Here is an 18,452-nt window from a genome sequence, read left to right on the forward strand (position 1 = left end):
AGATTTACTTCAATATGCATCAATGACTGTTAGCTGTTTGACTAGCCTACCTCGTGGCATTTGCTGTTCCTTGAGTCCGCTCGTCAAGAGTAAGGTAGATCGTGATGAATAAATTTAAGTCATTAATACTTTGGTTTAGATCGGGCTCTCCGTGGATATGGCTAACGGGTGGGGCGGTGAGCATCAGTATGCTTTCTGTCCTTGGGCTCATGCTGTTGATTGGCTGGAAGGGCCTAACCTATTTTTGGCCAGCTCCTTTATACCAATGGCAAGTTGATTCCAAAGACTTATCGTTAGTGGTCGACCTTGACGAAACCGTATCAAAACAAGATTTATTGATTGGTCAGTTATATGAACGAAAGTACATTCCGATAGAGCAAGTTCCACAAGTCCATGACCTTCTGTCGCCTCAAAATTTGTCGACAGGGCTAATACAGCGCTTAAGCATCAAAGTCGCGAACAGAGAACTGTACTCTGCGGACTTTGTTTCGATTCTGGATGTTAACTTACGTGAACCAACCACTCCACTTGATTGGGTTGTGATTGAACGAAGTCGAGGTGGTTATTTCTTTGGTAAGCCAGTGGGTTTTAAAACCGCTTCTGGCACATTTGATTCGAACATAGACCAAAAGCTCGAACAAGGTTTAGCGTTTGCCGATACGTTACGTAAAGAAACGTCGCGTGTTGTAAATCAAGAAATTCGCAATATCAGCTGGCAATTGGAAAACTTGCGTTTAGAAAAGCGTAAGCTTGAACTCAATGAGTCAGTGAGCGATGAATATCTTAAAACCTATACTCAAACTAGACTGGAATTAAACCGCCAATTAGGTGAGGCTGAAGCAAAGCTCGAGCACTTGAGAACGCAGCTTAATGTAGAAAGCTTACTCGTTGAGGATATGACAGGAAAAGTGGTTGAAATTTCGCTCAGTCACATTCTGGATTATTGGTACCCGAATAATATGTCCTATCTTGAAAAGGTTGGGCATTGGGGCAAACAAGTTTGGAAGTTCTTATCTGAGAACCCACGAGACTCAAACTCTGAAGGCGGTGTGTTTCCTGCGATTTTCGGCACCGTGTTGCTGGTTATTCTTATGTCGATCGTAGTGATGCCTCTTGGCGTAGTTGCTGCAATATATCTTCATGAATATGCAAAAAACAATGCCCTGACGCGCTTGATTCGTATTGCCGTGATTAACTTGGCGGGTGTCCCTTCGATTGTATACGGCGTTTTTGGTTTAGGCTTTTTTGTATATACCATTGGTGGCTCGATTGACACGCTGTTTTATGCTGAGCGATTACCTGCTCCGACATTTGGTACCCCAGGCCTATTATGGTCTGCTCTAACCTTAGCGGTATTGACGCTTCCAGTAGTTATCGTAACCACCGAAGAGGGCCTAACGCGGATTCCTAGCTCTGTGAGGCACGGTTCATTAGCGCTAGGTGCGACTCAATTTGAGACGCTTTGGCGTATTGTTTTACCGATGGCAAGTCCTGCTATTATCACGGGTTTAATTTTGGCAATCGCGAGAGCCGCAGGGGAAGTGGCTCCACTAATGCTGGTGGGTGTTGTGAAATTAGCTTCAAGCTTGCCAGTAGATGGTCAGTTTCCATATCTACATTTAGACAGAAAGTTCATGCATTTAGGCTTTCATATCTATGATGTTGGGTTTCAAACCTCTAATATCGAAGCAGCACGACCTTTAGTGTATGCCACTTCATTTTTATTGGTTACGGTGATTGTTGGATTGAATTTAACAGCCATCAATATCCGTAATAACTTGCGTGAAAAATACCGAACCTTAGGACAAGATTAAATGTTCTCGATTAATGAAACCTTGGGTTACCAAGCACCACTAGATGTTCATAACCTGAAGGATGAGCAAGTTGCTATCTCAATTGAGGGGCTAAATCTTTATTATAAAGAGAGCCAAGCACTCGATGATATTTCAATGCAAATTCCGAAGGGGCAAGTGACGGCTTTTATTGGCCCATCAGGGTGTGGTAAATCGACCTTGCTGCGCTGCATTAATCGCATGAATGACTTAGTTGAAGGGTGTAAGGTTTCTGGGAAAGTGAAGCTTCATGGCAAGAATATCTATCACCCTGAGGTGGATGTTGCGACCTTACGGCGTCGTGTTGGTATGGTATTCCAGCGCCCGAACCCTTTCCCTAAATCTATCTATGAGAATGTGGTTTATGGTTTGAGGCTGCAAGGTGTTAGCAACAGCCGAGACCTTGATGATGCGGTTGAGCGCTCTCTTCGTGCTGCAGCGCTATGGGATGAAGTGAAAGATCGACTGCATGAGAACGCCTTTGGCTTATCTGGCGGCCAACAGCAGCGTTTGGTTATTGCTCGTGCGGTCGCGATTGAGCCTGAAGTACTCTTGTTGGACGAACCGACATCTGCACTCGATCCGATTTCTACTTTGACGATTGAAGAGCTGATCAACGATCTCAAAACACAATACACAGTGGTGATTGTCACCCACAACATGCAACAAGCCGCGCGTGTGAGTGATCATACTGCCTTTATTCATATGGGAAAATTGATCGAATACTCAGATACGGACTCAATTTTTACGTCTCCATTGAAAAATCAGACGGAAGACTACATTACTGGTAGATATGGCTAACCTCTACAGAGGTGTCATCTAGAGCTAAGTCACTCTATAAAAATGGATTTCTTCATTTCTTTCAAGGAGCAGGTATGCATTTCGGTCGCCACATTTCAGGGCAATTCAATGTCGAGTTAGAGTCGATCCGTACTCATGTATTGACCATGGGCGGGTTAGTGGAGCAACAACTCTCGTTTGCAATGCAGGCGCTTCATAAAGACGATGTTGAATTGGCTAAAAAAGTGATTCGTGACGACCATAAAGTGAATGCGATGGAAGTGTCGATTGATGAGGCGTGTACTCGAATCATTGCAAAGCGTCAGCCGACAGCGAAAGATTTGCGTCTGATTATGGCGATCATCAAAACGATTACCGATCTAGAACGTATTGGCGATGTTGCCTCTAAAATCGCTCAAGGTGCGATAGAGATCCCTTCGACCAAAGAACAAAAGTTCCATGTTTCGTTAGAGCCTCTTTGCCGTCAGGCTATCACCATGCTTCACCAAGTATTAGATGCTTTTGCTCGTATGGATGTCGATGCGGCGGCAGAAGTTCACAAGCTTGATGATAAGTTGGATGCGGAATACGAGGCTGTCATTCGTCAGTTAATGACTTATATGATGGAAGACCCTAATAACATCCCAAATATTTTACAGGTGATGTGGTCGGCTCGTGCGATTGAGCGAGTGGGGGATCGTTGCCAGAATATCTGTGAATACATTATTTACTTTGTGAAAGGGAAAGATGTACGCCATTTAGGCGATCAAAGCCTAGATGACGCACTGAAGTAGGGGACTCTTTAAAAGCTAAGAATTGCACCAAGATTGAAATTGATCGTCGTGTCGTAAGGCACAAAGGTTTTATTGTGATCAAAAATATTCATATCAACACCAGCACGCAGTCCAAGCATTGGTGTCGCTTGGTAAACGTAGGCACCGCCTAGGCTTAACCCGTGTGTTGTCTTTTCTTCTACTTCGCCTGAGCGTGTTTTTGTACCATCATAACTTGCCACACCTATCTCAGCCTGAAAGCCGTGGTTTTGGTTTCTTCCAAACATATTTTGGATACCAACACGATATGCATCGACAGTTTCATCATATCGATCGCTGTCATACCAAAGGTGAGAATAACTTAGGTAAACGGCACCTAAATTTGCCACATCAGTAACCCCCGCCTGTAACCCGAAGCCATGATAAGAACCAATTTTTAGTTCAGGGGATAAATGAAGACCACTTGAAAATGCAGAGGTTGAGAATAAAGCCGAAGTTAGAAGAAGTGTTTTTAGTTTCATGGTACCACCGAAGTAATTTTTGCTCTCCTTAGCATTAGGTCGATCCATGAATGAACCCAGATAATTAACTGGATAACGGTAATCATTATATGGACTTTGAAAGAGCAGGCTAATTCGTATTGGTTATCTCTGTAATAACGTGTACTTATCAGTGGTTGTTATCGTTATTTAGCGAGTGCTTTGTCTTACGTAGCCTTACAAAACGAGTTTGATAGATAAATGTCTACTTAACCTTATGTTATTTAGCGTATTTGTTTCGATGTAATGATGAAAATGACGATAATGTCGATGTGGCTCATTAGTGTTTACTATATTCCGATTAATCTTTAATTTATTCTCTTGCTGAATTTATCCTCCACATTTATTTTTCAGGTAGATATCAGTATGAAAAAGTTTCTTTTAGTTTTGTCCCCTCTTTTCACGTTAACAGCGTGCGGCAGCGTTGCCATCATGGACAAATCAGAAGTGGTTAGTAAGCAACCGCAACTTATTATTAAAACAGATGGTGACTTCTGGGGATTGGGACAAGAAGGAACGTTTGATATTGCAGGTATGTATCAAGGCAAATACAGTCGAAACTCATCAAGTTCAACATGGTTTGATACTGTCTCTTTTAAAGACGGAGAGCTTGCAGCTGAGATCACTAGAAACGACAATGGCCAGGTGTGGAACTTAATTTGTTCTGGCGGTGGGACTTCAGTTAACTATATGGGTGTTGATTTCGGTGGCAATAAGCCTTATCGCTGCTCTGTAACCCAAAGGAATGAGAAAGTAGGAGAGTTCGTCTTAGAGCCTCAATCTGGGATGATTAAAGTTAGTTTAGAGAAGAAAGAAGCTGGCTACATACGAGTTGGGTCGAGTAAATATGATGTAGAAACTGTCCACTCAAGTAAAGACCTTTTGATGTCAGTTGAAAAACCTTTAGGGTATAGCTTTAAACAAGTTTCACAAGAGGTAGCAGCCGCTCAGACGAATGGAATGCTAACTTTACAGATGATGCCTGAACTTAATGATGATGAGAAAGATACGCTAGTTATTGGTACTATCGCGAGTGCACTGAGCTGGCGTCCGGAAGAGTAACTCACGAGATTCGAACAGAGACGGTGTTAATAATTTTGCTCACAATAAGAAGTGATTGTGAGCAAAATAGTGTGCTTGATGGCGAGAGAGGTTAGAACTTATAGCCAACAGTCAGAGACAGCTGTTCGATATCATAGTCATCCATCATGATGAAGTTGAATCGTAGATCGCTGTATAGGCCAAAATCAAAGTTTGCTCTTACTCCAGTACCAAGTAGGAGCGATGTTTCTGTATTTTTAAGAGTCATGCTATTCCCTGGCTCTTTTAAAGTAAGCTTATCCTCAACACGAGCAAGGCCAATAGCCCCGTAAGGTTTGATGCTAAACCCGTCTAAGAAAAACGCGTAGCCGATATCCGAGTCTAATTTGAAGGTTGAAACTTTATAGTCGTATCCATATCCGGCGTAACTTTCGTCGTCCTTGCTTGTATCCATAGCAATGTTAACGCCAATAATTCGGTTAATATCGTAACCATACTCAAGCTTTAACCCATTGCCTAAGTCACTGTTAGAGTCGTTAGAATCTAGATTGTCGATTTCGCTAGATGTAACACCTAAACCAATACGGTGGCCCGAGAAATCTTGTTGAGCGAAGGCTGAGGAAGTAGAAGCAACTGCAATCAAGGTAAGTGTTTTTGTTAACATTTTCATATGACGCTCTTAATATCTAAGTTATTGCGTCCTGCACCAAAGTAGACTCCTTGTCGATGGAGTAGATACTAAACAGTGCCTTATCTTTAGGCTAAGTAGAGATTCGCATATGAGTTATAAGTTCTGCTTATCGATCTGCTTTAATAAAGCTTTTTGTATCAGTTCAAAAAGCCAATTTGTTAGTAACGAGTTTCTATTCTTTGAATGAAAATGACAGTAAACAGGAGTTTTGGGAGGTTCGCCATCTATTAAAACATCGATTCCGCGTAGGGTTGGGTAATTATCAACAAGGAAAAGATTCGAATGTGGCATGTACATATCTGTATGTTGAATGACATCAATGACGGCCATAATTAGCTCACTACGAAAGCCCACGCTATGCTCAACAGCAAGCTCAGTTAGGATATTCGATGCCAAACTATAGTTGTCGTTCCAACCTGGTGTGACTAATGAAGCAATATCGTACCCTGCCACATCATGAGGAGTAACAGTGCATTGCTTCAAAGGGTGCTCTTTTCTTACAAAGATACGCCCCGTTAGTTCAATTAGCTTCTTCGTATAAACTTCTTTACTCGTATTGGTACCAAGGTAACTAACTCCCATCAACACTTCGCCTTTCTGAATATCAGAAACAGAAGCATTGCTCCAAGAGACTAATTCTAGATTCGCATCCGGTGCTTGATCTTTTATCATTCTAAATAAAGAACCAGATAAACAAGATAAGACGATAGGTGATAGCGCTATTTTGAGTGTGTAATCGATCTCTTTCGGATCAAAAGTGTTTGATGTATTAACCGCGATAGATAGACCGTCCATGAACGGTTTGATTTGATTAGTGAGCTGTTCTGAGAAAGCGGTAGGCTGCAAACCTCCATGAACTTTAACGAAAAGGTCATCATTGAAGTGGTATCTTAGCTTCTGTAGGGCTTGGCTAACTGCTGGCTGAGAAACGAATAAACGTTCTGCCGCCTTTCTGGTGTTTTTTTCTTGATAAACAATCAGAAAGGTACGTAACAAGTTTAAATCGAGAGAGCTGAATAAGTCTTTAGCCATATCTGTCCATGAAAGGTTTACTGCGTTATTAAATCTAATATACGTCAGTCAGTTAGATTAGTCAGCGTGGTTCTTTTCGATTTTTGGTAGCGACTATTGTCCTAAAGCGGTAAGGGCAGCTCTTACATCGGATATCTTATTCGCATCAGTCACGGGGATCTGATAATCATCAATATCATCACTGCCCATTTGAGCACTTGAGTTGCTTTCCATTAGGCTCGGTCTTGTCGATTTACCTGAAAGGTGAAGTGCAGGTACTTGGGTGGTGCTATGAATCATTTTCGCATTCGTTGCGTTGACGCCAGCCCCTGCCATGATGTCGACTCGACTATCGGCCTGTTTAACCATCTCTGCCAAGATATTGATGCCTTGCTCAGCATTAACAGCAAGCCCTGATGTCAGGATCCTTTCACATCCAAGTGCGATGACCTGTTCTAAGGTTGTTTGGTAATCAGAGCTTTGATCAATGGCTCTGTGAAACGTAATCCCAAGCTTTAATGAGTGCGCTTTGTCAGCCAGTTGCTGCATTTTTGGCATATCAATACTTCCATTAGGCGCTAACACGCCAAGTACGACCCCATTCAATCCTGCACTCGCACAAGCTTCAATATCTTCAAGCATACAGAGCATATCGTCATCATCGAAAATGAAGTCGCCCTGTCTTGGTCGTATCATAGCGTAGACAGGAACGGACGAAACTCTTGCCGCTTGTTTCATCATACCGAAGCTAGGAGTTAACCCGCCAAGTGCTAGTGAGGAGCAAAGTTCAATGCGATTTGCGCCGCCAGACAGCGCGTTGTGTAGAGATTCTAAGTTATCGATACAGACTTCAATTTCGATGTTCATCATGTTTATCCGTTTAAAAAGATACTGATGAAATCATAGCAATCTTGGGATGATTCTGAATAGGTAGAGATAGAGGAAAATAGAGGTAAAGTTTGGCTTTGCGGTTACCTCTATTCATAGTGGATATGAGCGAGGAATAAATCATTATTGAAGCAATAGATGCAAAAAGCCCGAAGCGTGAACTTCGGGCTTTGAATAAGACTTTACTTCTTAACTGATTGGCGGTGCGCTTTGCGCTATTAGCTTATGCTTTATTTCTCTTTATAGAGAGTCTTCCAACCATTAACCCGCGTTGAGTTCGGGCTTAAGAGGTAATTACTTGCTTAGGTCGTCAGCGTGCTCAGATAGGAATGCTGCAACACCTTTTGGAGATGCGTCCATACCTGATTTACCTTCTTCCCATTGTGCAGGACAAACTTCACCGTTCTTCTCGTGGAAGTTTAGTGCGTCTACCATGCGTAGCATTTCGTCGATGTTACGACCTAGTGGAAGGTCGTTAACTACTTGGTGACGTACAAGACCGTCAGCATCGATTAGGAAAGAACCACGGAAAGCAACGCCTGCTTCTGGGTGCTCAACATCGTATGCTTTGCAGATCTCGTGCTTAACGTCAGCAACTAGAGGGTATTTAACTTGACCGATACCGCCATCAGCGATAGCAGTGTTACGCCATGCGTTGTGAGAGAATTGAGAATCGATAGAAACACCGATTACTTCAACGCCTTTAGCTTGGAAATCTTCAAGACGGTTGTCGAAAGCGATTAGCTCTGAAGGACAAACGAAAGTGAAGTCTAGTGGGTAGAAGAAAACTACAGCTTTCTTACCTTTAGTGAATTCTGCGAAGTTGAAGTTATCAACGATCTCACCGTTACCTAGAACAGCTGCTGCAGTAAAGTCAGGGGCTTGACGACCTACTAGTACCATTTTGGAATCTCCTAAAAAATTAGTTGGCCCAACACATCTTTGTTTGGGCTCCGTTTCTACGCGACAAACTATAGTACAATCGGTACTATAGAAAAAAGCGAATTAAATAGATTAAGTTAATCGAAAAAAGCGATAAGCTTATTCTTTGTCCTTTTCTCAGGTCTTATGACCTTCGTGTAACTTATCCTACTCATATTACAAAGTAATTTCATGAATAAATGGCCAAGTCTTAAGCAACTTCACTATCTTGTTACTCTTCACGAAACACGCCACTTTAGCGACGCAGCTGATCGCTGTTTCGTTAGCCAGTCTACTCTAAGTAAAGGTATTCAAAACCTAGAAGAGCTTATCGGTTGCCCTCTTTATGAGAAGAAAGATAAAAAGAGTCCATTGGTCTTCACGCAAGCGGGTGAGCTGGTGGTCAAGCATGGACGAGAGCTATTGGCGAAAGGGCAAGATCTTGTCGAACTCGGTAACCTATGTAACGGAGATGCGATGCAAGGGCAGCTGCGAGTAGGGTGTATTCCTACCATTGCACCGTTCCTTTTGTGCGATTTGGTACAAGAAGCGAACCAACGCTTTCCACAGTTGAATTTACTGTTACGTGAAGACACGACAACCAATCTGTTGGCTGCACTACGTCATGGTGAGTTAGATGTACTGATTTTGGCCTTGCCCGTCGATATCGACAACATGGAAAGCAAAGTTGTCGGGCAAGATCCATTCAGAATGGTGATCAGTCGAACTCAAGCCGATGGTATTCGTGTCCCGATTAAATATGATGACCTACCAGACGAGTCTGTATTCTTATTGGAAAATGAACACTGTTTAACCGAGCACGCAGTATCAGCCTGTAAGCTAACAGATAAAGAGAAGATAAACCCGTTTACAGCGACGAGTCTTCATACATTAGTGCAAATGGTAGCAAATGGTTTAGGAACCACCTTTATTCCGCAAATGGCGATTGATCACGGTTTGTTGGAAAATCAAAACCTAGTGGTGATTGATCCCCCAGGTCAGCAAGCGTATCGAGATATAGGCCTTGTTTGGCGTCCAAGCTCGTCACGTCGTGAAACCTTCCATCAATTAGCAGATGTGGTTTCTGAGTTGCTTTAAAATCTCAGTGTACGAATAGATAAAAATCTACCTTTGAGCGGCTATGTAAGCCGCTCTTTTATTTTTACGAATAATTGAACAAAACATCATTTCTAATTGTATATTTCGGGGGCGACTTTTTAATTATCTAATTAATCTTCGATTTTATTATCCTTTTTGTCATTCTACTTGCTAGGAAATGTGAGCCTAATTAAGTTAATGATAATTGTGTTTTATAAAAGTTGATGTTGCATTCTCTGTATGGATAGTAAGCCTAACTAATAATAAATAACTTTTATTGTTAGTTAGGTAAAGTAAATGACGATGATGTTATTTACTAATTAGTCAAAAATAAAATCAAAAGAATAATTATGAATGATACTAAACAACGTTTGGTAGGGCTTGTTGCACCCTTCTTTTTATTGTCAGGAATGGCTAATGCTTCAGGTGATAAAAACGGGAACGATTTGTTCGATGAGGTAAATTTAGAGCGAAATTGTTATCAGGAATTTATTGAAGGTGAACCTTGTTGGTCAACCCTACCTCAATTTTCTAATCAGCATGCAGTCATCGAAGAAACTTTATCGAAATTGTATCCTCAGTATGCCCAAAGTATTGAAAATAAGGACTTAACAGCTTTTCGTTATTTGGAACGTATGTTTACTCTCGATCCAAAAAGTGGCGAGATTATCGTTGCACTATCTGCAGTTAGAGAAGGAGTACCCTTCGATTCTTTATGGGGTATTGCAGAAAAACGTCAAGCTGACGATGCAGTTGAAACTATTGAAAACCTCGTTGTCGAAACTTCCGACATGGAAGATTTAGAAGCGGTACTTTTTGATATTTATTATGATCGCGCTACAGCCGATTTTATTTTGGCTAATCGTTCTACTGACCAAGCTAGAATACAGTGGATTGAGCAAGCGAGTACCTCAACTGTAGAAAAATACCGTCAACAATCTTTCGATATTCTATTAAATGCTTTTGATGGCTATTGGAAGTTGATCGAAAACCACCCTCAAACATTTGCTAATGCGCAGCCATTTCGTGATGTAAAAAGTGCTCGATATCTAAATGACAAAGGACAGTCATTACCGGTATATCAAGAAGACCTTTTAATTACAGGTTATAAAGATGCTTTATTAGCTTATCAATTAATGAATGAGTTATTGTCTCAGCAAGTACAACTCAGTAAATTAAAGGCAGTATCGGCGAGCTCTGCAGAGCAAAAATCTAAGCTTGCATATGAAGCAAGCTCACTGCTTGAGCGAGTTTCTTTACAAGAGAAGCAGCTACGTCGTTTGTTAGGCGCTGATTCCTATACCCATATAATGTTGTCCTCTGAGCTTGATAAATTTAAAGGCAACATTGTTGATTTGAAATCTGTAGCCAACTGGCTCGAAGGTGGAGCTAACTATTTAGGGCTGCCTGATGATTTTGTTTTGTTGATGCCAGATTACAACTCGCAAGATAATATTGGGAACAGCTCATTCGAGTCTTTGGAAAAAGTGTTAGGTGGGATGTCACACTCATTAGAGTATTCATTGAATAAAGCTCAAAAAGAGCGTGTTGATTACCACTACCAATTGGATTCATTTGCACGAAACTTCGCTCAAGAAAATGACCGATTAAAGGCAAGATTGTTTACTTTACTCGGATGTTCGGTCGACTCGGATGTTAGACCTTGTAAAGAACAGACCGAGAGTCAACGTCAAGGAAGCTTAATCGGCTACCAGTTGAAAAGCGTTCAAGCTACAAAGACCGAAGTTGAACGAGCCTATAGACTTCATAGTGAGGTATTGAAAAACATATCGAAAGAAATTGAACGTATTGAGCAAGATAAGGATGTTAACAATGCGATCGATGAGATTACGGTTAAGTTGGGTCTTAATGATATTCCTTTCAAAAGCTTAATTGATGAAAGCCGAAAGTCGACTTTGGATATGAATTTAGTGCTGTCTTCCGAAGGCGTTAAGCGCTCTCTTGATATCTTAGGCCGCTTTTTGAACGATATCGGTTCCACCGACTTGTCATCGACATTTTCTGCTATTGAAAGCTTACAAGGCGCTTTGAAGGGAAGCTCTCTTGAAGCTGAATTATATATTCAGAAGTTGGCTTTGCTCGAGCGTTCAAGAATCAAAGGCTTACGAGCAGAACAATTAGATGTCTTTACAGAAGGTCGGATTAAGGAACTAACGTTAGAGCTAGAAACTGCTAAAGCTGATATGGCTAAGTCGCTTTCTAATTTAGTTGATGATGCCGATAGATTGGTAGCCTTTAGTGCAGAAGCTCAGCGTTTGGTTGCTCAAATAGAACAAAATGAACATCTTAAATCTGAACGCTCTTATGCTAATCCGCTGAATTTCAGTGCGTTGACCGTTGAAACATCTCGAGCTGAATCAGAGTTCTCTAACCTTAAAGAATGGCTTTTTTATGCTGTACAAGCACTTGAGTATAAATGGCAGGAGTCGTTTTATGATCGCCTTGAGGGTTTTGATAAAAACTTTGTGTTTAAGCTCCAAGATACACAGCGATCAACCGCTTACTTAGATGCATTAAAGCGTTTTGACGATAAGATGTATACGCCATTCGGCCAGAAAGTGACGGATGTTATTTCCCTAAAGGAACATGTTTTTGGTTACATCGATAATCATGGTGGGAAAACCATTTACTACCCTGCTCCTGATGGTAGCGGAGATATGTTGACTGCAGATGAAGCGTTTAACGCAAAGTTAAAGCTGCTTTCTCGTAACTTTGGCTTTGATAAATGGTTAACTGTAGAGTTCAGTACCGTGAAACACTTTCCTAAAACGAACCTTTTTCATGGCCCGATACTTGGCAACGAAGATGATGTGATGTGTTTAGAAGTTGCTGGGAATTACTCCGATAAAATTGACGGGATTTCGATTAACCTTGCAATCAATTATGACATATCGGGTGAATCTGCAACTCGCGCACTTCTTACTTATGGTGGTAATAACTACATGCGTAGCCGTATTCCAGGAATGTTAACTGATGATGGCGAAGGGCTTAAAGAAGATTTGATTCCCTATTCAACACGTTTTTCAGATATTTCCAATAACGGTGTTGTATCTAAAAGCAGTTTTAAACAGCATATGAGCGCTAATATCATGACTGGCTATCATGATAATAAAGAGATCCTTAACCCAACTTATTCATTTAAAGAGAGAAGTGTAGCAGCTTCAGGGTGGAGGTTGTCTCTTCAGTTAGGTGACGAATATGGTGACGTTGTTGAAACTGAAGCGATTGATGATATCCGAATGATAGTGCAGCACAACCTGAAGGCTCGACGTGCCTCAATTTGTAGCGGCGAATAACAACATAAATAACTTAACTTTGAGCCTCATAGTTTTATGAGGCTCTTTCTATAGCTTCCGAGCGTTACTCTACTTCCGCTTCTTCTGGCTCGACTTCTTCTTGTAGCTCTAACAAATTGATCGCTATCGTGACGAAATCGCTGTCTGTAATAATCCCCACTAGTTCATGGTTTTCTACGACAGGTAAACAGCCCACTTTGTGTTTCTGCATATAGATAGCCGATTCTTTCAATCCTGCACGAGGTTCTACCGACATAACACTTTTGTGCATGATGTCGTTGAGGGGGGTGGCAAGAGTAAAAGATTGAGCTTGTGGGATATTTTGTAGGCTGGATTCTTGAGCGGCTAGAACGTCTCGTTGTGTGACAACACCAAGCAGCTTTCTGTCGGAATCAACGACCGGAATATGGCGGATATCAAGTGCTTCCATCATGTGCTTAGCATCGGCCAGTGAGTGTGAGCGCAATAGAGTATGAGGGTTGCGAGTCATCATATCTTCAACCTTGATCATACGAACCTCCTTCTTTTTTTATTTGTTACTATTACTATAGTTTTTTATCCCAAAAATAACTGAGATCTGACGCATTTTTGAGTGAGTTTTATGCAACTAATTTTTTAGTTTAAGGAGGTGAATCAGTAGCATTATTTTACGCCTCTTTACAATAATCCATTGCTGTAAACCTTGCTATTGCGGCTCGTGTGCCTATACTAGCCCACTGCGAAAATTTTAGTCGTGTTTGCGATGTGTTTCCGGTAACGATTGACTTACCGTAACCATTGTTCAGCAACTACGATTTATAGTTCGTTAATGGCACAAATCTCATCAACTAAGACAAGACAAGACAAGACTAGACACATGCAAGTTTCAGATTTTCACTTTGACCTACCAGATGAACTCATTGCTCGCTACCCTCAAGAGGAGCGTACAGCAAGCCGCCTGCTTAAATTAGATGGCAATAGCGGTAACCTAGCTGATGGTTCGTTTAAAGACGTTTTAGACTTAGTTGAGCCAGGCGATCTTGTCGTTTTCAATAACACTCGAGTAATTCCTGCTCGTGTATTTGGTCGCAAGGCATCAGGCGGTAAGCTTGAAGTGTTGGTTGAACGTATGCTTGATGAGAAAAGCATACTTGCGCATGTTCGTTGTTCTAAATCACCGAAGCCGGGCACCAAGTTGTTCCTTGGTGAGAACGATGAGTATGAAGCTGAAATGGTGGCGCGTCACGATGCGTTATTTGAAATCCATTTCACATCTGATCAAAGCGTTTTAGAGATTCTTAACAGTGTTGGTCACATGCCACTGCCTCCTTACATCGATCGTCCTGATGAAGATGCAGATAAAGAGCGCTACCAAACTGTCTATAATGAAAAGCCGGGTGCGGTTGCAGCGCCAACAGCAGGTCTTCACTTTGATGACAAGCTAATGGCTGGTATGAAAGCTAAAGGTGTCGAGTTTGCTTACGTGACACTTCACGTTGGTGCTGGCACGTTCCAGCCGGTAAAAGTCGATAATATCAATGATCACCACATGCATGCTGAGTACGTTGAAGTACCGCAAGAAGTGGTTGACGCTGTAGCTGCAGCAAAAGCTCGTGGCGGCCGTATTATCGCTGTCGGCACAACATCGGTACGTTCACTCGAAAGTGCGGCTCAAGATGCACTGAAAAACGGCACTGAGTTAGTTCCTTTCTTTGGTGATACAGAAATCTTCATCTTCCCTGGTTATGAGTACCAGTTGGTGGATTGCTTGATTACCAATTTCCACTTGCCAGAATCAACGCTGATTATGTTGGTAAGTGCATTTGCTGGCTACGACCATGTGATGGGCGCATACGATCACGCGGTGAAGAGCGAATATCGTTTCTTCAGCTACGGCGATGCCATGTTCATCAATAAGAAAACGAGCTAATTTAAGCTGGTTATAAACGATATAAACAGAATTTACGGGTGCTAGCAGTAAGCTAGGAGTCGGGCAGGGTGTCTGTCTAATCTCTCGCAAGGAATACGCGACCGCTCCTCATAGAACCCACTAAACTGAACTTTTGTTTGGCTTAAGGTTCTGAATTAACAGTCAGATTGTTTCTCTGGCATATTGGAGGCTTCGTGAAATTAAAATACGAACTTAAAAAAACTAATAGCGGCGCACGTCGTGGTCAACTTCAGTTTGAACGCGGTACCGTTGAAACCCCAGCATTCATGCCTGTAGGTACTTACGGTACTGTAAAAGGTATGACACCTGAAGAAGTGAAAGACACAGGCGCTGAAATTCTATTAGGTAACACATTCCATTTATGGCTACGTCCTGGTCAAGAAATCATGAAAATGCACGGCGACTTGCACGATTTCATGAACTGGCACGGTCCTATCCTGACTGATTCAGGCGGCTTCCAAGTGTTCAGCCTAGGCGCAATGCGTAAGATCACTGAAGAGGGTGTTCACTTCCGTAACCCTGTAAACGGTGACAAGATCTTCATGGACGCTGAGAAGTCTATGGAAATCCAAAAAGACCTAGGTTCAGACATCGTAATGATCTTCGATGAGTGTACGCCGTACCCAGCGACACACAAAGAAGCAAAAGACTCAATGGAGATGTCTCTTCGTTGGGCTGAGCGTTCACGCAACCACTTCGACAAGCTTGAAAATCCGAACTCACTATTCGGCATCGTTCAAGGTGGTGTGTATGAAGACCTTCGTGATGTATCTGTTAAAGGTCTAACTGAAATTGGTTTTGACGGTTATGCAGTTGGCGGCCTAGCAGTAGGCGAGCCAAAAGAAGATATGCACCGCATTCTTGAGCACACATGTCCTCAACTGCCTGAAGATAAGCCACGTTACCTAATGGGTGTAGGCAAACCAGAAGACCTAGTTGAAGGTGTTCGTCGTGGTATCGACATGTTTGACTGTGTAATGCCAACGCGAAATGCACGTAACGGCCACCTGTTTGTGACTGAAGGTGTGATCAAGATCCGTAATGCGAAGCATAAAACCGATACAACACCACTAGATTCAGAGTGTGACTGTTACACTTGTAAGAACTACAGCAAGTCGTACTTACACCATTTGGATCGTTGTAACGAAATCCTAGGTGCTCGACTGAACACGATTCATAACCTGCGTTTCTATCAACGAGTAATGTCAGACATTCGTCAGTCTATCGATGAAGATCGCTTTGAAGAGTTCGTTGCAGAGTTCTACGCAAGAATGGGGCGTGAAGTGCCACCATTAGGTAAAGAATCTTAGTATTTCTTTTTTGCGAGCCCTATCTCTCTTCCGAGTGATGGGGCTTGAAAATAAAGGGATGCGACCCAATTAGACAAACAATTACGAAAATATAAATAGAGGATGTTTTAAATGTTTATTTCTCAAGCTCAGGCAGCAGCAGAAGGTGCACCAGCAGGCGGCGGTTTCGAAATGCTTATCATGCTAGGTATGTTCGCTGTGATCTTCTACTTCATGATCTACCGTCCACAAGCTAAGCGTGTTAAAGAACACAAGAACCTTATGTCTTCTATGGGCAAAGGCGATGAAGTTCTTACAAGCGGCGGCCTAATCGGCAAGATCACTAAGATTGCTGAAGACAGCGACTACGTTGCTATCGAACTGAATGCAAACAACGAAGTAGTTATCAAGAAAGACTTCGTTACAGCAGTGCTACCAAAAGGTACTCTGAAATCTCTATAAACAGCTAGAGGATCCTCGCTGTGCTAAACCGTTACCCGTTATGGAAGTATTTGATGGTGGTGTTTGCCATCGCTATCGCTGCGTTGTACGCTCTTCCAAATATATACGGTGAAGATCCGGCAGTTCAAGTTACAGGGGCGCGCGGCGCCTCTGTAGATATGTCTACGCTGGATGCTGTCACCAATGCTCTTGAAGCAGAAAACCTTTCTACTAAATCCGTTGCTCTCGAAAACGGTTCCATTCTTGTTCGCTTTAACGACACAGATACGCAAATTAGTGCCCGTGATATCATCACAGAAGCACTAGGCGATGACGTTATCGTTGCTTTAAACCTAGCGGCTTCAACTCCTGATTGGCTTGAATCTATTGGCGCAGCGCCAATGAAACTTGGTCTTGACCTACGTGGTGGTGTTCACTTCTTAATGGAAGTGGATATGGACGCTGCGATGCAAAAGTTGGTTGGCCAACAAGAAGAAGCATTCCGCAGTGAACTTCGTGAAGAGAAAATCCGTTACCGTGCGATTCGCCCATCTGGTAAAGATGCGGTTGAAGTGATCCTACGTAACGAAGAACAGCTTGCTGAAGCCAAATCGCTACTGCAATCTAAGCACCAAGATATGACGTTCGTAGATTCTGAATCTAACGGTCGCTTCTCTTTGGTTGCAAGCTTTACAGAGGCTCGTCTTCAAGAAATCCGTAACTACGCGGTTGAGCAAAACATTACTATTCTACGTAACCGTGTAAACGAACTTGGTGTTGCTGAACCTTTGGTTCAACGTCAAGGTTCTAGCCGTATCGTAGTGGAATTGCCTGGTGTACAAGACACGGCTCGCGCTAAAGAAATCCTTGGTGCGACTGCGACACTTGAGTTCCGTGAAGTGGATAGCAGTGCTGACTTAGCCGCTGCCGCTTCTGGTCGTGCCCCTGCGGGTAGCGAAATCAAGCAAGATCGTGATGGTCGCCCTGTGGTACTTAAGAAACGCGTTATTCTAGGCGGTTCGAGTATTACGGATGCAAGCTCAAGTGTTGATGAATATGGTCGTCCTCAAGTTAACATCTCGCTAGACAGCGAAGGTGGTAGCAAGATGTCTGCATTCTCTCGTCAGAATATCGGTAAGCTAATGGCAACGGTATTTGCAGAGTACAAAGACAGCGGTCGTAAAACACCGGAAGGTCGAGTTATCTTAAGTAAGCACGAAGAAGTAATTAACCAAGCGACGATTCAATCTGCGCTAGGCCGTAACTTCCGTATTACAGGTATCGACTCAACGGCTGAAGCTCATAACTTGGCACTTCTACTACGTGCTGGTGCATTGATTGCGCCTATCTCGATTGTAGAAGAACGTACGATTGGTCCATCTATGGGGCAACAAAACATCGATATGGGTATCATGGCGATGGTTTGGGGTATGGCTGCAGTAATGTTGTTTACTCTGCTTTACTACCGTACTTTCGGTTTGATTGCGAACGTTGCGCTAATGGCTAACTTGGTGTTGATTATCGGTGTTATGTCGATGATTCCGGGGGCTACCATGACCCTGCCAGGTATTGCCGGTATCGTATTAACGGTCGGTATGGCAGTTGATGCCAACGTACTGATCTTTGAGCGTATACGTGAAGAACTTCGAGATGGACGCAGTCCACAACAAGCGATTCACCAAGGTTACGCGAACGCATTCAGCACAATCGCCGATGCCAACATCACCACACTACTAACAGCAATCATTCTATTTGCTGTGGGTACTGGTGCTATCAAAGGCTTCGCGGTAACGCTGTCTATCGGTATCTTGACTTCAATGTTTACAGCTATTGTCGGAACACGTTGTATCGTGAACCTGATGTATGGCGGTAAACGCGTTAAAAAACTGTCGATCTAAGGC

General features: G+C 42.6%; 16 protein-coding genes. 10 read left to right on the forward strand and 6 right to left on the reverse strand.

The genetic code is table 11. The annotated features are described in order from the left end of the window. Positions 1–104: 104 nt before the first annotated feature. From pstA to phoU, 3 genes are all read left to right on the forward strand, one after another. A complete protein-coding gene (gene pstA / locus QQ041_RS21115; RefSeq protein ID WP_146537671.1) occupies positions 105–1,814 on the forward strand; it encodes a phosphate ABC transporter permease PstA in 1,710 nt (569 codons plus the stop codon). Continuing rightward, positions 1,815–2,633, forward strand: coding sequence for a phosphate ABC transporter ATP-binding protein PstB (gene pstB / locus QQ041_RS21120; RefSeq protein WP_146489663.1), 819 nt, complete (start codon positions 1,815–1,817; stop codon positions 2,631–2,633). It abuts the gene before it with no gap. A gap of 74 nt (positions 2,634–2,707) precedes the next feature. Continuing rightward, positions 2,708–3,406: a phosphate signaling complex protein PhoU gene (gene phoU / locus QQ041_RS21125; protein ID WP_146489664.1), complete on the forward strand. Its 699-nt coding sequence runs from the start codon at positions 2,708–2,710 to the stop codon at positions 3,404–3,406. Between the two features lie 8 nt (positions 3,407–3,414). On the opposite strand, the gene QQ041_RS21130 is transcribed toward phoU, so the two are convergent. After that, complete coding sequence (locus QQ041_RS21130; protein ID WP_146489704.1) at positions 3,415–3,906, reverse strand: hypothetical protein; 492 nt, start codon at positions 3,904–3,906, stop codon at positions 3,415–3,417. Positions 3,907–4,290: 384 nt separating this feature from the next. On the opposite strand from QQ041_RS21130, the gene QQ041_RS21135 reads away from it, so the two are divergent. Next, positions 4,291–4,986: a hypothetical protein gene (locus tag QQ041_RS21135; RefSeq protein ID WP_285954976.1), complete on the forward strand. Its 696-nt coding sequence runs from the start codon at positions 4,291–4,293 to the stop codon at positions 4,984–4,986. Positions 4,987–5,077: 91 nt separating this feature from the next. Here the strand turns inward: QQ041_RS21135 and QQ041_RS21140 are convergent, their stop codons facing one another. The 4 genes from QQ041_RS21140 to QQ041_RS21155 form a co-directional block, all read right to left on the reverse strand. Continuing rightward, positions 5,078–5,635, reverse strand: a complete 558-nt coding sequence (locus QQ041_RS21140) for a porin family protein (protein WP_285954977.1) — start codon at positions 5,633–5,635, stop codon at positions 5,078–5,080. Between the two features lie 114 nt (positions 5,636–5,749). Then, entirely contained in the window at positions 5,750–6,688 is a 939-nt protein-coding gene (locus QQ041_RS21145; RefSeq protein WP_285954978.1) for a LysR family transcriptional regulator, read from the reverse strand. 93 nt (positions 6,689–6,781) lie between these two features. Next, the gene (locus QQ041_RS21150) at positions 6,782–7,534 is read right to left on the reverse strand and encodes a copper homeostasis protein CutC (protein ID WP_146489705.1); all 753 of its coding nucleotides are present in this window, start codon (positions 7,532–7,534) and stop codon (positions 6,782–6,784) included. A gap of 315 nt (positions 7,535–7,849) precedes the next feature. After that, positions 7,850–8,458, reverse strand: a complete 609-nt coding sequence (locus QQ041_RS21155) for a peroxiredoxin C (RefSeq protein WP_004740353.1) — start codon at positions 8,456–8,458, stop codon at positions 7,850–7,852. Positions 8,459–8,668: 210 nt separating this feature from the next. On the opposite strand from QQ041_RS21155, the gene QQ041_RS21160 reads away from it, so the two are divergent. Together QQ041_RS21160 and QQ041_RS21165 are read left to right on the forward strand one after the other, a co-directional pair. Further along, positions 8,669–9,574 (forward strand): hydrogen peroxide-inducible genes activator, encoded by a 906-nt coding sequence (locus tag QQ041_RS21160; RefSeq protein WP_146489667.1) that lies wholly within the window; start codon positions 8,669–8,671, stop codon positions 9,572–9,574. Positions 9,575–9,924: 350 nt separating this feature from the next. Beyond that, positions 9,925–12,891 carry a hypothetical protein gene (locus QQ041_RS21165; protein ID WP_285954979.1) on the forward strand — a complete coding sequence of 989 codons (2,967 nt, stop codon included), beginning with the start codon at positions 9,925–9,927 and terminating at the stop codon, positions 12,889–12,891. Between the two features lie 64 nt (positions 12,892–12,955). On the opposite strand, the gene QQ041_RS21170 is transcribed toward QQ041_RS21165, so the two are convergent. After that, complete coding sequence (locus QQ041_RS21170; RefSeq protein WP_017070674.1) at positions 12,956–13,402, reverse strand: CBS domain-containing protein; 447 nt, start codon at positions 13,400–13,402, stop codon at positions 12,956–12,958. Positions 13,403–13,747: 345 nt separating this feature from the next. On the opposite strand from QQ041_RS21170, the gene queA reads away from it, so the two are divergent. From queA to secD, 4 genes are all read left to right on the forward strand, one after another. Next, positions 13,748–14,800, forward strand: coding sequence for a tRNA preQ1(34) S-adenosylmethionine ribosyltransferase-isomerase QueA (queA, locus tag QQ041_RS21175; RefSeq protein WP_285954980.1), 1,053 nt, complete (start codon positions 13,748–13,750; stop codon positions 14,798–14,800). A gap of 194 nt (positions 14,801–14,994) precedes the next feature. Continuing rightward, positions 14,995–16,131 carry a tRNA guanosine(34) transglycosylase Tgt gene (gene tgt, locus QQ041_RS21180; protein WP_017056177.1) on the forward strand — a complete coding sequence of 379 codons (1,137 nt, stop codon included), beginning with the start codon at positions 14,995–14,997 and terminating at the stop codon, positions 16,129–16,131. Between the two features lie 111 nt (positions 16,132–16,242). Beyond that, a complete protein-coding gene (gene yajC, locus QQ041_RS21185; RefSeq protein ID WP_285954981.1) occupies positions 16,243–16,572 on the forward strand; it encodes a preprotein translocase subunit YajC in 330 nt (109 codons plus the stop codon). Between the two features lie 20 nt (positions 16,573–16,592). Next, positions 16,593–18,449: a protein translocase subunit SecD gene (gene secD, locus QQ041_RS21190; RefSeq protein WP_081090147.1), complete on the forward strand. Its 1,857-nt coding sequence runs from the start codon at positions 16,593–16,595 to the stop codon at positions 18,447–18,449. Positions 18,450–18,452: the final 3 nt, after the last annotated feature.

Source organism: Vibrio sp. TMPB1044 (assembly GCF_030442075.1).
Lineage (GTDB): Bacteria > Pseudomonadota > Gammaproteobacteria > Enterobacterales > Vibrionaceae > Vibrio > Vibrio satsumensis.

Coding starts and splice junctions, on each gene's coding strand:
- QQ041_RS21160 (WP_146489667.1), top strand. CDS start 8,669: ATGAATAAATGGCCAAGTCTTAAGCAACTTCACTATCTTGTTACTCTT.
- QQ041_RS21130 (WP_146489704.1), bottom strand. CDS start 3,906: ATGAAACTAAAAACACTTCTTCTAACTTCGGCTTTATTCTCAACCTCT.
- QQ041_RS21135 (WP_285954976.1), top strand. CDS start 4,291: ATGAAAAAGTTTCTTTTAGTTTTGTCCCCTCTTTTCACGTTAACAGCG.
- QQ041_RS21140 (WP_285954977.1), bottom strand. CDS start 5,635: ATGAAAATGTTAACAAAAACACTTACCTTGATTGCAGTTGCTTCTACT.
- QQ041_RS21155 (WP_004740353.1), bottom strand. CDS start 8,458: ATGGTACTAGTAGGTCGTCAAGCCCCTGACTTTACTGCAGCAGCTGTT.
- yajC (WP_285954981.1), top strand. CDS start 16,243: ATGTTTATTTCTCAAGCTCAGGCAGCAGCAGAAGGTGCACCAGCAGGC.
- phoU (WP_146489664.1), top strand. CDS start 2,708: ATGCATTTCGGTCGCCACATTTCAGGGCAATTCAATGTCGAGTTAGAG.
- pstB (WP_146489663.1), top strand. CDS start 1,815: ATGTTCTCGATTAATGAAACCTTGGGTTACCAAGCACCACTAGATGTT.
- QQ041_RS21145 (WP_285954978.1), bottom strand. CDS start 6,688: ATGGCTAAAGACTTATTCAGCTCTCTCGATTTAAACTTGTTACGTACC.
- pstA (WP_146537671.1), top strand. CDS start 105: ATGAATAAATTTAAGTCATTAATACTTTGGTTTAGATCGGGCTCTCCG.
- QQ041_RS21165 (WP_285954979.1), top strand. CDS start 9,925: ATGAATGATACTAAACAACGTTTGGTAGGGCTTGTTGCACCCTTCTTT.
- queA (WP_285954980.1), top strand. CDS start 13,748: ATGCAAGTTTCAGATTTTCACTTTGACCTACCAGATGAACTCATTGCT.
- QQ041_RS21150 (WP_146489705.1), bottom strand. CDS start 7,534: ATGAACATCGAAATTGAAGTCTGTATCGATAACTTAGAATCTCTACAC.
- QQ041_RS21170 (WP_017070674.1), bottom strand. CDS start 13,402: ATGATCAAGGTTGAAGATATGATGACTCGCAACCCTCATACTCTATTG.